Source organism: Streptomyces sp. NPDC021080, from assembly GCF_044333225.1.
Taxonomy (GTDB): Bacteria; Actinomycetota; Actinomycetes; order Streptomycetales; family Streptomycetaceae; genus Streptomyces.
Window position 1 is genome coordinate 455,369 of the sequence record NZ_JBIRQM010000007.1, and the last position, 11,842, is coordinate 467,210.

The window sequence follows — 11,842 nt, forward strand, 5'->3', positions numbered from 1 at the left end:
GGGGGGGCTGGGGTGGCGGGTTGGCGGGGGGCCCCGGTGGAGACGGGGGCCGGGGGGGCCCGCGGGGGGGGGGTACCGGGGTGGGGCCCGTGCCGGGGGCCCCCCCGGGGGGGCCCCCCCGGCAGGGGCCCGGCAGACCCGGCGGGTCCAGTGGGGCCCGGCAGACCCGGCGGGTCCAGTGGGACCACCGGGGTCCCACAGACCGGTGGGTGCGGTAGGACCACCGGGGTCCCGCAGACCGGTGGGTGCGGTAGGACCACCGGGGTCCCGTAGACCCTGCAGGCCCGGTAGGGCCGGCAAGCCCCGCAGGCCCGGTGGGGCGAGCAGCCGGGTCGGAGACGGGCGGAAAAGGGGGCCGGTCGTACGCCGTAGGCTGGCGGCGGTCCGTATCCACCGTGAGGAGAACCCACCGTGCTCGTGCTGCTGCCGCCCTCCGAAGGCAAGGCGCCCTCCGGCCGGGGAACCGCGCTCAAGCCGGAGTCGCTGTCCCTGCCCGGTCTCGCGGAGGCACGTCAGGCGGTCCTCGACGAGCTGGTGGAGCTGTGCGTGGCCGACGAGGACAAGGCCCGCGAGGTCCTCGGACTGAGCGAGGGCCTGCGGGGCGAGATCGCGAAGAACACGGAACTGAGGACCGCGGGCACGCGCCCGGCCGGGGAGATCTACACGGGGGTCCTCTACGACGCCCTGGACCTGGCCTCGCTGGACACCGCCGCCAAGCGGCGCGCGGGCCGCTCGCTGCTCGTCTTCTCCGGGCTGTGGGGCGCCGTACGGGTGACCGACCGCATCCCCTCGTACCGCTGCTCGATGGGCGTGCGGCTGCCGGGCCTCGGAGCACTGGGCGCGCACTGGCGGACGCCGATGGCCGACGCGCTCCCCGAAGCCGCGGGCGACGGGCTCGTACTGGACCTGCGCTCCTCCGCGTACACCGCGGCGTGGAAGCCCACGGGCGAGGTGGCGGGGCGGACGGCGACCGTACGCGTGCTGCACGCGCAGCTGGTGAACGGGGTCGAGAAGCGTTCCGTCGTCAGCCACTTCAACAAGGCGACGAAGGGCAGGATCGTCCGCAGCCTGCTCACCGCGAACGCCGCGCCGAAGAACCCGGCGGAGCTGGTGGAGGCGCTGCGGGACCTCGGCCACACGGTGGAGGCCCAAGCCCCCGCCAGGGCGGGCAGGCCGTGGGCGCTCGACGTGGTGGTGCGCGAGATCCACTGATCGGCGTCCGCGGGTGACCGGCGTCCGCCGACCGGCGTTCAATGAGCGGCGTTCAATGAGCGGCTGCCGTTGCCGCGTCACGGCGCGCCATTGCATCATGTGCAACGACCTTTGCGCATGATGCACACCCCGGGCAGGATGGGCGCATGACGCCGTCATCGCCCCCGGTTCCGCATGCCTCCGTCCTGGATCTGGCGCCCGTCGTCCCCGTCGTCGTGATCGCGGACGCCGCCGACGCGGTGCCGCTGGCACGGGCACTGGTCGCCGGCGGGCTGCCCGCCATCGAGGTGACCCTGCGGACCCCGGCGGCGCTCGACGCGATCCGGGCCGTCGCGGCCGAGGTGCCGGACGCGGTGGTGGGCGCGGGCACGGTCCTGACACCGGAGCACGTGACCGACGCGGTGCGGGCGGGCGCCCGCTTCCTGGTCAGCCCCGGCTGGACGCACGGACTGCTGGACGCGATGAAGGCGTCCGGGGTGCCGTTCCTGCCGGGGGTGTCCACGGCCTCCGAGGTGGTGGCGCTGCTGGAGCGGGGGGTGCGCGAGATGAAGTTCTTCCCCGCACAGGCGGCGGGCGGCACGGCTTATCTGAAGTCACTGGCGGGGCCGCTTCCGCAGGCGCGGTTCTGCCCGACGGGCGGCATCGGTCCCGACTGCGCGCCGGACTACCTCGCGCTCTCCAACGTGGGCTGTGTGGGCGGAAGCTGGATGCTCCCGGCGGACGCGGTCGCCGCACGCGACTGGCGCCGGGTGGAGGACCTGGCACGAGCGGCGTCGGCGCTGCGCCGGCCGTCGCGCCCCGCCCCGGCCCGTTTCAGCTCACACGGATGACCACCTTGCCGAAGGCGGCGCCGCTCTCGTAGTGGCGGAAGGCCTCCCCCACCTCGTCGAAGCCGAGGACGCGGTCCACGACCGGACGGGTCCCGTGCAGCTCCAGGGCCCTGTTCATGGCCTCGAAGTGGGCGCGGCTGCCCACGAAGACCCGGCGGATCGTGGCCAGGCTCGCCGCGTACGCCGCGTTGGAGATCTCGATTCCGGGCCTGCGCTCGTTCCCGGTGATCAGGAGCACGATCTGACCGTAAAGGGCGGCGGCGCGCATCGACTGCTCGACGGTGTCCGGCCCGTTGGTCTCCACGACCAGATCGGCACCCCGGCCACCGGTCAACTCCCTGACGACGCGCCCCCATTCGGGGTTCCGCACGTAGTCGACGACATGGTCCGCGCCGAGCGCCTTGAGGCGGTCGGCCTTGGCCCGGCTCGATGTCGTCACGATCACCTCGGCGCCGAGCATCTTGGCGAACTGCACGACGAAGAGGGAGAGCGCCCCCGTGCCGAGGGTGAGGACGGTCCGGCCGGGGGCGATCGGCTCGCCGCCCGTCAGACAGTGCCAGGCGGTCACCCCGGCGCAGGGCAGACAGGCCGCCTCCTCCCAGGTCAGATGGCCGGGAACGCGCACAGCGGCCTCCTGGCCCAGGCAGGCGTACTCGGTCAGCATGCCGTCGAGGGTGGCGCCGGGCTGGTCGAAGCGGTCCGGGGTGATCCGGCCGTCCGTCCAGTTCGGGAAGTACGTGCCCGCCACCCGGTCGCCCACCGCGAACCGGGTCACCTCCGCCCCCACCGCGACGACCTCTCCCGCTCCGTCGCTCAGCGGGATCACGTCCGGCACGGCCTTCAGGGGATAGGTTCCCCGCAGGATCAGCAGGTCGCGCTTGTTGAGGGAGACGGCACGGACGCGGACGAGGATCTCCCGGGGCCCCGGTTCCGGCCGGGCCGACTCGCGCGGCACGATCCCGTCGACGGTGCCGGGCGTTTCGAGGTGGTAGGCGCGCATGTCCGCTCCCTGCGTGGGCTCCCGAATGGATGCGTCCATGCTGTGCGCGACGGGTGTTCCGCTCAATTCCCGGCGAGGTATGACGAGTTCGGCCGCTCCGTCGTCCGCCGTGCCACCGCACCGCTCTGGTGTCGTGCCGCCGTGCCGCCGTCGCGGGCGTGACGTACAACTGGTCGTATGACGACCGGTATCTCCACCGAGCCTCCTCCCTTCGCCCGGGAGCTGCTGCGCTGGCGGCGCGCGCGCAGGGTGAGCCAGCTGGAGCTCGCCTCCCGCGCGGGCACGACCCAGCGGTACGTCAGTTTCATCGAGCGCGGGCGTTCGGTGCCCGGCAGAGAGATCGTGATCAGGCTCGCCGAGTCGCTGGGCCTGACCCTGCGGGAGCGCAACGCGCTGCTCCTGGCGGCCGGTTACGCTCCCGCGTTCGCCGAGTCGTCGCTCGACGCGGCCGCGCTGGAGCCCGTACGCGAGGCGCTGGACGGCATCCTCGAAGGGCATCTGCCGTATCCGGCGGTGGTGGCGGGGCCGCGCGGTGAACTCGTCGCCGCCAACGCGGCGTTCGACGTCCTGTCCGAGGGGGCCGCTCCCGAGCTGCTGGAACCGCCGGTGAACGTCCTGCGGCTGGCCCTGCATCCGCGCGGGATGGCGGCACGGGTGGTGAACCTGGACGCCTGGGGCCGGCACATCGTGGAGAACCTGCGGGCCCGTTCCCTGCGCAGCCCCGACCCCCGACTCGACGCGCTGGTGGCGGAGTTGGCGGAGTACGTACCGGCGAGCGAGCCCGGGGCGGACTACCTCGGGTTCGCCGTACCGCTGCGACTGCGGTGCCCGGAGGGCGAGTTGAGACTGCTCACCACGCTCACCTCGTTCGCGACGGCGGTGGACGTCACGCTCGCCGAGCTCCATCTGGAGGCGTTCCTCCCGGCGGACCGGGAGACCGCCGGGATCCTCCGCGACCGCGCGGCCCGGCGCGACTGAGGCCGACTCGGCGTCGGCACTCCCGGACCGGCACCCGGGGGGCCGGGGCGGCCGGAGTCAGCGCAGATGCGAGGTGTCGTTGAACAGCCGGACGCTCGCGTTGCCGTCCCCGTAGTACGCCACCGCCGAGAGCGACGCCGCCGACAGTTCCATCCGGAACAGGGACTCCGGCGGGGCGCCGAGGGCCAGCCGTACAAGGGTCTTGATCGGGGTGACGTGCGTGACGAGCAGGACCGTGCGGCCGGCGTAGGCGGCGATCAGCTTGTCGCGGGTGGCCGTCATGCGGTGGGCCGTCGCGGCGAAACTCTCGCCGCCGCCGGTCGGTTCGGCCTCCGTCGAGGCGAGCCAGGCGTTCAGGTCCTCCGGATGGCGTTCGCGCACCTCGCCGAAGGTCAGCCCCTCCCAGTCACCGAAGTCCGTCTCGCGCAGGCCGTCCTCGATGACGACGTCGAGACCGAGCCGGGCGGCGACGGCGCCCGCGGTCTCACGGGTCCGGGCGAGCGGGGACGCCACGATGGCCTGGATGGTGCCGCGCGCCGCCAGCGCCGCGGCCACCCGCTCCGCCTGCTCCCGGCCCACGCCGGACAGCGAGGGATCGCTGCCGCCGCTCCCCGAGAACCGCTTCTGCGGGGTCAGGGGGGTCTCGCCGTGCCGGAGCAGGACGAAGGTGGCGGGGGCGCCCATGTCCGGGGGTGCGCTCCAGCCCGCGGCCGGCGTGGTGGTCCCGGCGGCGGCCACGTTCCCCGCGGCCCGCCGGTCGTCGCCCGCCTTCTCGGCTCGGCTGGCGTCACCAGGCTTTCCGGCTCGGCCGGCGTCACCCGGCCCTGCGGGCACCTCGCCGACTTCGCCGCCGGGGGACGGGGTGCCACCCGTCGCCGTCGGCCGGGTGCCGCCCGGCGCGGGCTGGGCGCGCAGTTCCTCGCGCCCCTCACCGGGCGCTGCCCCCACCGCCGGAATCGCGGCTTCGCCGCCGGGGGACGGAGTGCCCGTCGCCGCCGGCCAGGTGCCGCCCGGCGCCGGCTGGGCGCGCAGTTCCTCACGTCCCTTGCGGGGCGCTTCGCCTCGGGTTTCCTTCAGGGCTGCTCTGGCCCTTGCCGCGCCCGCCGTCGCGTCCCCGGGCGGGCCCGTCGGCTCGGGTGCCGCGGAACGGGCCGCGCGCGCGTCCAGTTCGGCCGTCGACGCCGACGGCGACCAGGCCTCTCCGCGCTTGCCGGCGTCCATCGCCTCGTTGGCCAGCCGGTCCGCGTGCTTGTTGCGCTCGCGCGGGATCCACTCGTACGTGACCTGGGAGCCCGGAAGGATCCGGGCCGCCCGCGCCGCCAGCGGCTTCATGTCCGGGTGCTTGATCTTCCAGCGCCCCGACATCTGCTCGACGACGAGCTTGGAGTCCATCCGGACCCTGACCCGCGCGGTCGCGTCGAGGTCGCGGGCCGCCTCCAGCCCGGCGACCAGACCCCGGTACTCGGCGACGTTGTTGGTGGCCACGCCGATGTACTCGGCGCGCTCCGCCAGCGTCTCCCCGGTGGCCGCGTCGATGACCACGGAGCCGTAGCCCGCGGGCCCCGGGTTGCCCCGGGAACCCCCGTCGGCCTCGACGATGAACTCCCGCACGAGCCGGACCCCCTACAGGCCTACAGGCCGGACTCGGACGTACGCACCAGGATGCGCTGGCAGTTCTCGCAGCGCAGCACGGTGTCGGGAGCGGCCGCCTTCACCTCGTTGACCTCGGTGATGTTCAGCTCCAGACGGCAGCCCTCGCAGCGGCGCTGGTAGAGCCGGGCGGCACCGACGCCACCCTGCTGCAGGCGCAGCTTGTCGTAGAGCTTGAGGAGGTCGGCGGGCACGGAGGCGGCGATGACCTCGCGCTCCTTGGTGACCGAGGCCGTCTCGCCGTCGAACTGCTCGAACGCGGCGTCACGGCGCGCGGTCGCGTCGTCGATCTTCGCCTGGACGGAGGAGACCCGCCCGGTCAGCTCGGCGACCCGCTCCTGGGCGGACTCACGGCGCTCCATGACCTCGAGGACGACGTCCTCGAGGTCGCCCTGGCGCTTGGCGAGGGAGACGATCTCGCGCTGGAGGTTCTCCAGGTCCTTGGGGGAGGTGACGGCGCCCGAGTCGAGCCGCTGCTGGTCGCGGACGGCACGCTGACGCACCTGGTCGACGTCCTGCTCGGCCTTGGTCTGCTCGCGGGCGCAGTCGCTCTCCTCGGTCTGCGCGGCGACGAGCAGGTCGCGCAGCTGGGTGAGGTCCTTGGTCAGCGACTCGATCTCGGCGTGCTCGGGCAGCGACTTCCGCTTGTGCGCGAGCTGCTGCGCGCGGGAGTCGAGGGCCTGGACGTCGAGAAGTCGGATCTGGTCGGCGGGCTCGGCGTTCAGTTGGGGGCTCCTGAGGTGTCGTGGTGTGAGGCCGCGTGGGCGGTCCAGGGGTCGGTGACCGTCCGGGAGACGTGGACGCGCAGTCCCCATCCCTTCCGGTCGGAGATCTCGTCGAGCTGGGCGGCGGCCAGCTCGCACCAGGGCCACTCGGTGGCCCAGTGCGCCGCGTCGAGCAGCGCGAGAGGACTGTGGGCGCGGGCCTCGGACACCGGGTGGTGCCGCAGGTCCGCGGTGAGGAACGCGTCGACGCCCGCGGCGCGCACGTCGTCGAAGAGGCTGTCGCCGGAGCCGCCGCTGACGGCGACGGTCCGCACCAGCGCGTCGGGGTCGCCCGCGACGCGGATGCCCTGCGCGGTGGCGGGCAGCCGCTCGGCGGCCCGTGCGGCGAGTTCGCGCACGGTCAGCGGGTGGTCCAGCTCGCAGACGCGGCCGAGGCCGCGGCGTCCCTCGGGATCGGTGGCGTCCGGTACGAGGGGTCGTACGACCCTGAGGTCCAGCGCCCCGGCCAGCGCGTCGCTGACTCCCGGGTCGGCGCGGTCGGCGTTGGTGTGGGCGACGTGCAGCGCGATGTCGTTCTTGATCAGCGTGTGCACGACCCGGCCCTTGAAGGTGCCGGCCGCCACGGTCGTCGTACCGCGCAGATAGAGCGGGTGGTGGGTGACGAGCAGGTCGGCTTCCAGCTTCACCGCCTCGTCGACGATGTCCTGGACCGGGTCGACGGCGAACAGGACGCGCGTGACCTCCTGGTCGGGGTCGCCGCAGACGGTGCCGACCGCGTCCCACCCCTCGGCCCGCTCCGGGGGCCAGAGGGCGTCGAGCGCGGCGATGACTTCAGACAGACGGGGCACGAGGAAAGGCTACCTGGCTCACGTCCCGGTCCGGCCGGTCGCGGACCACGGGCCCCTGCCCGGGCGGCCGACGGACGCGCGGGGCCCGCGCCGGGACGGCACCGGGACGGCGGGCGGCACGCGTTTCCGGCCCTTCCCGGCGCGCGTCCTCCCGCTGTCGTGGCGCGCGTCTTTCCGCCATCGTTCAGCACATCCGCCCCGTTCCCTCAGGCGAATCCGAACACGGCCACCCTTATGTGTGAAGCAGCAGCCCGTCGCTCCCCCGCCTGTGCGTGCGAAAACTACCGTCGTCGCCGGAGGTGACCGAACGATGACGGCCGGTGCGAGAGAACCCCTGGTGCGGAGCGGGCACGTGAACGGTGCCGAGTACGGCGACGCCCTGAGCCGCTGGGCCGCTCCTCCCGGCTGTGTGATCACTGCCGACGGCGCCTACGGGGCACGGCTCACCCGCGACGGCGAGTCGTGGTGCCCGGAGCGCTGGACGCTGGACGGCCCGGAGCCGTACGCCGTGCGGCTGCCCGGTCCGCAGCCGGAGGAGCCCGGCACCGAGGTGCTGCCGCTCACCGACGGCAGGGTGCTGATCCATCGCGTGGACGACGGGCGTCACACCTTCTCCCTCCTGTATCCGACCGGGCCGGGCACCGGCGAGCTCCCGCTCGGCGCGGTGGAGTGCCCCGACGCGGGCACCGTGCTGCGGCTGCTGCCGCCCGCGCCGGACGGGGAGCGCGCGTACGCCCTCGCGGTGGGCCGGGGGTCGACGGCGGTGTGGCTGGTGGCGGGCGGAGCGTTCGGCCCGGAGCATCTGGCCGAGGTGCCGGGCCACTGCTCGGGAGGGGTGTGGCTGGACGGCACGGGACGTCTGCTCGCGCTGGACCGTCTCCACGACGACCGCACCAAGACCGTCGTCGTCGACCTCGAACGCGGCGGAGAGGTCTCGCCGCTCCTGCAGATCGCCGAGCACAGCAACGACCGGCTGCTCCTCGCGGACGCGGACAGCGGGCTGCTGCTCATCCGGTCCGACGCGCCGTCCCCCGGCCGGGACCGGCTCGGCTGGGGCGTGCTCGGCAGCACCCTGCCCGTCCGCTTCCCGGACTGTCTGAGCGCGACGGGCTGTTCGATCAGCCCGTTCGCGATCCAGCCGGGCCAGGTGCTGACCCCGGAGTCCTGCGCGGTCGCCCTGCGCATCGACGGGCCGGGCGGCACCTGGGTGGGCGTGTGGCGCCCGTCCGAGCGCCGGATCCACCATCGTCCGGCGCCCGAGGGCTGGTTGCCCGGCACCGGACTGTGGACCGCGGAGGGGGTGCTCCGGCTCCCGTACGTCACCGGGGTCGTCCCGTGCGGGGTCGCGCGGCTGGAGGCGCCCCAGCGGGCGGGGGGCCCGTACACGGGGGATCCGGCTCTCCCCGGTCTCCCCTCGCCGCGAGCGGTCCCCCTCCAGCAGGCGCCCCTGCGGACCGGCCGGCCGGCCGGTCCGCCCCGCCCGGTCCCGGGCACCGACCCGGCGGGGGCGCTCCCGGTCCACCCAGCCCCGGACACCGGGACCGTTCGCGCGGCGAGGGACGAAGCGGTCCGCGCCGTCGGCGGACCCCGGACGTCGGACGCCGGTACGGGCCCCGCGCCCGAGGCCCGGGAGACGCTGTCGACAGTGACGCCGATGGCGAGCCTCACCCACAGGACGTCCCCCGCCGAAGCGTGGCGGGCGGACGCGAACCCCGGCCGGGGACCGGGAAGGACGCTCCCTCCCGTCGCGCGGCCCGCCGAGGAGGCCGGGGAGAAGGCCGAACCGCTCCGGCCGGTCGTGCGACGCGCCCCCGAGGCCGCCGAACCGGCCCGGCCCCAGCCCAGCCGCTGGACCAGGGTGTCCCGGATGCCCGTGTCCGAGCCGAGACGGCGGGCCGAGCCCGCCGGAGCGCTCACGACCGGGCCGGACCTCTGGACCAAGGTCGCCGAGACGCCCCCGCCCGGGATGGGCCTCAGGACCAGGGCCGACGGGACACTCCCCGGCGGCATGACGGTCGTCGTCGAAACGGCCGAACCGCTTCCGCCGGTCACGGAAATCGGTACGGGAATCGGTACGGGTGCCGACATCGGCACCGAAGCGGGCAGCGACGCCGGCACCGACACGGGCCTCGGTACCGGCACCGAGGCCACGGCTGACGCCGGGGCCGAGACCTGTGCCGGTCCGGGTTCGGGCACTGGTGCGGGAACCCCCGCCGGTGCCGGGGTGAACGCGGGAGCGGGTGCCGGTACCGATACCGGAACCCATGCCGCCACCGGTGCCGCCACCCACGCCGCCACCGGTGCCGGAACCCACGCCGGTGCCGACACCACTGCGGGTGGCTCCGCGGGTGCAGGTACTGGTGCCGGTGGAGGTACCGGTGCCTCCGCGAACACCGCTGCCGAGGGCCACGCGACTCTCCGTGCCGAGGCCGGCGCGGCTCCCGGTGCCGGCATCGTCGCGACCGTCGGCCCCGGCGTCCATGCCTCCGCTGCCGCCCCCGGCACGATCCCGTCCGCCGGGGCACCCGCCCCGGCCGTACCGCTCCCGCCCGCCTCGGACCACGGCCCCCGCACCGCCGCACCACTCCCGGCCGCCGCCGACCCCGGCCACGGAATCACTGCCCCGCTCCCGGCCGCCGCGCACCCCGGCGCCCAGCCCCCCGTACCGCTCCCGCCGAACCCGTGGGCGGCCGACGTCACCGGGACCTCCACCACCGCGCCCGGTCCCTGGACCAAGGTCGCCGACACGCCCCCGCCCGGCATGAACCTCGGCGCCGGGGCCGGCGGAACGCCCCCGGGCGGCACGGTCGCGGGGAACGGGAACACCGGCGCGGTGCCGCCCGTCGGCGAGTTCAGGGGACAGGTCGCCCTGAGGCCGCTCGCCACCGCACCGCAGGCGCCCGCGGAGTCCGGTCGTCCGTGTGTACTAGCCCACACGGACGAGGAGAAAAGGGACGCTACGGGCGAAGAAACGTCACCCTCCGACTCCCGCGCGATGACCGCACGTTAGACTCCCCCGGCTGTAAAGAAGGATCTTGCATACGGGGTGAACACTTCAATGAACGATTCCAGCACCATGGAAGCGCCGGTCACGGACGTCCACGAGGCGTCGGCGATCGGGTCCGAGGGCCACGGCAGACACCGCGGCCCGGTCTCCGGCCACGACGACGAGGCGACCCCTCAGGGCCGCCACCGCAAGCCGTCCGGCCAGCAGAGCACGACGGTCTGACGGTCCGACCGCCCGACGGTCATCAGGAAGGCCGGGCGGACCGCGTCCGGCACCCGTGACCCGAACGGCAGGCACGGCAGGCACCACCAGCACCACCGCCCGAGGACGGAACGGCCGACGCACACGACGGCCCGACCGGCCGACGGCACGCCGAACCGGCATACGGCCCCGCTCGCACCATGGCGAGCGGGGCCGTGTCCGTTCGGGGCTCCTCCGGGTCCCACGCGCACGGCTGCCGTCCGGCTCCCGATCCGCGCGCCTCCCCGCCGCTCCGGCCGGGTGGGCCCGTTGAACCGTTCGGCCCACGGGCGGCTCGGCGACGGCATGCGCCGGACCGCGGTGCCGAAGGCCCGTACTCCCCCGGCCACCGACGGCCGGCCGCTCAGCGAGGAGAGCCCTCCCGTCTGAGCCCGAGCACCTCCGCCGCCGCGAACGTCTCACCGCGCGGGCGGTCCGCGTAGTACGGGGTGAGCAGCGCGTCGAGTTCGTCGTGGCTGAACGTGTCCTGCTTGCTGTCGAACTTCGCCGCCACCCGCGGCCGTTCGACGACCGCGACCATGCCGCCGTGCACGACGAGGAGCTGTCCGTTGACGTGCGCCGCCGCGGGTGAGGCCAAGTAGCCGACGAGCGGGGCGACATGCTCGGGCGCGAGCGGGTCGAGGCCCTCGTCCGGCTGCCCGAATCCGGCGAAGACGTCCTCCGTCATACGGGTCCGGGCGCGCGGGCAGATGACGTTCGCCGTGACGCCGTACCTGGCGAGCGCCAGCGCCGTCGAGGTGGTCAGACCGACGATCCCGCCTTTCGCCGCCGCGTAGTTGGGCTGTCCGGCGGAGCCGGCGAGGAACGCCTCCGAGGAGGTGTTCACGATCCGTCCGTGGACGGGCCCGCCGGCCGCCTTGGAGCGGGCCCGCCAGTGGACGGAGGCGAAGTGGGTGGTGTTGAAGTGGCCTTTGAGGTGGACCCTGATGACGGAGTCCCATTCGTCCTCGGTCATCGAGAAGACCATCCGGTCGCGCAGGATGCCCGCGTTGTTGACGAGGATGTCCAGCTTCCCGAACGCGGTGACGGCCGACTCGACCAGTTCGCGGGCCTGTTCGTGGTCGGAGACGTCTCCGGTGTGGGCGGCGGCCCGGCCGCCCGCCGCGCGGATCTCGGCGGCGACCTCCTCGGCCGGGGTGGCCGAGGCCTCGCCCGAGCCGTCCCGTCCGGGCTGTCCGTAGTCGTTGACGACGACGGCCGCGCCCAGCCGGCCCAGTTCCAGTGCCTCGGCCCGGCCGAGGCCGCGGCCCGCGCCGGTGACGATCGCGGTGAGCCCTTCGAGTGGCAGTGACATCAGGGTCCTTAGCGGTTGTGGTGGAGGCCGGCCCGGC

Annotated in this window: 10 protein-coding genes; 5 read left to right on the forward strand and 5 right to left on the reverse strand. The window is 74.5% G+C overall.

The window, feature by feature from the left end:
- The first annotated feature begins 411 nt into the window (after positions 1-411).
- Positions 412-1,212 (forward strand): peroxide stress protein YaaA, encoded by an 801-nt coding sequence (gene yaaA, locus ACH4S8_RS20230; protein WP_398395780.1) that lies wholly within the window; start codon positions 412-414, stop codon positions 1,210-1,212.
- Positions 1,213-1,358: 146 nt separating this feature from the next.
- Positions 1,359-2,042, forward strand: coding sequence for a bifunctional 4-hydroxy-2-oxoglutarate aldolase/2-dehydro-3-deoxy-phosphogluconate aldolase (gene eda / locus ACH4S8_RS20235; protein WP_398395782.1), 684 nt, complete (start codon positions 1,359-1,361; stop codon positions 2,040-2,042).
- Here eda and ACH4S8_RS20240 read toward each other — a convergent pair.
- The gene (locus tag ACH4S8_RS20240; RefSeq protein WP_398395784.1) at positions 2,026-3,042 is read right to left on the reverse strand and encodes an NAD(P)-dependent alcohol dehydrogenase; all 1,017 of its coding nucleotides are present in this window, start codon (positions 3,040-3,042) and stop codon (positions 2,026-2,028) included. The two genes, eda and ACH4S8_RS20240, sit on opposite strands and share 17 nt — an antisense overlap.
- Positions 3,043-3,219: 177 nt before the next feature.
- Here ACH4S8_RS20240 and ACH4S8_RS20245 point away from each other — a divergent pair, with 177 nt between their 5' ends.
- Positions 3,220-4,020, forward strand: coding sequence for a helix-turn-helix domain-containing protein (locus ACH4S8_RS20245; protein ID WP_398395787.1), 801 nt, complete (start codon positions 3,220-3,222; stop codon positions 4,018-4,020).
- Between the two features lie 57 nt (positions 4,021-4,077).
- On the opposite strand, the gene ACH4S8_RS20250 is transcribed toward ACH4S8_RS20245, so the two are convergent.
- From ACH4S8_RS20250 to ACH4S8_RS20260, 3 genes are read right to left on the reverse strand one after another with little or no spacing between them, the layout of a single operon-like run.
- Positions 4,078-5,631 carry a bifunctional RNase H/acid phosphatase gene (locus tag ACH4S8_RS20250; protein ID WP_398395789.1) on the reverse strand — a complete coding sequence of 518 codons (1,554 nt, stop codon included), beginning with the start codon at positions 5,629-5,631 and terminating at the stop codon, positions 4,078-4,080.
- Between the two features lie 20 nt (positions 5,632-5,651).
- Entirely contained in the window at positions 5,652-6,395 is a 744-nt protein-coding gene (locus tag ACH4S8_RS20255; RefSeq protein ID WP_398395927.1) for a zinc ribbon domain-containing protein, read from the reverse strand.
- Positions 6,392-7,243 (reverse strand): Nif3-like dinuclear metal center hexameric protein, encoded by an 852-nt coding sequence (locus ACH4S8_RS20260; protein ID WP_398395791.1) that lies wholly within the window; start codon positions 7,241-7,243, stop codon positions 6,392-6,394. Before ACH4S8_RS20260 ends, ACH4S8_RS20255 begins: the two co-directional genes overlap by 4 nt.
- 352 nt (positions 7,244-7,595) lie before the next feature.
- On the opposite strand from ACH4S8_RS20260, the gene ACH4S8_RS20265 reads away from it, so the two are divergent.
- Positions 7,596-10,253 (forward strand): hypothetical protein, encoded by a 2,658-nt coding sequence (locus tag ACH4S8_RS20265; RefSeq protein ID WP_398395793.1) that lies wholly within the window; start codon positions 7,596-7,598, stop codon positions 10,251-10,253.
- A 48-nt stretch (positions 10,254-10,301) separates the two neighbouring features.
- Positions 10,302-10,472, forward strand: a complete 171-nt coding sequence (locus tag ACH4S8_RS20270; protein WP_398395795.1) for a hypothetical protein — start codon at positions 10,302-10,304, stop codon at positions 10,470-10,472.
- A gap of 382 nt (positions 10,473-10,854) precedes the next feature.
- Here ACH4S8_RS20270 and ACH4S8_RS20275 read toward each other — a convergent pair whose 3' ends face one another.
- Positions 10,855-11,805 carry a 3-oxoacyl-ACP reductase gene (locus ACH4S8_RS20275; RefSeq protein WP_398395797.1) on the reverse strand — a complete coding sequence of 317 codons (951 nt, stop codon included), beginning with the start codon at positions 11,803-11,805 and terminating at the stop codon, positions 10,855-10,857.
- Between the last annotated feature and the right edge of the window lie 37 nt (positions 11,806-11,842).

Coding starts and splice junctions, on each gene's coding strand:
- eda (WP_398395782.1), top strand. CDS start 1,359: ATGACGCCGTCATCGCCCCCGGTTCCGCATGCCTCCGTCCTGGATCTG.
- ACH4S8_RS20240 (WP_398395784.1), bottom strand. CDS start 3,042: ATGCGCGCCTACCACCTCGAAACGCCCGGCACCGTCGACGGGATCGTG.
- ACH4S8_RS20245 (WP_398395787.1), top strand. CDS start 3,220: ATGACGACCGGTATCTCCACCGAGCCTCCTCCCTTCGCCCGGGAGCTG.
- ACH4S8_RS20270 (WP_398395795.1), top strand. CDS start 10,302: ATGAACGATTCCAGCACCATGGAAGCGCCGGTCACGGACGTCCACGAG.
- ACH4S8_RS20275 (WP_398395797.1), bottom strand. CDS start 11,805: ATGTCACTGCCACTCGAAGGGCTCACCGCGATCGTCACCGGCGCGGGC.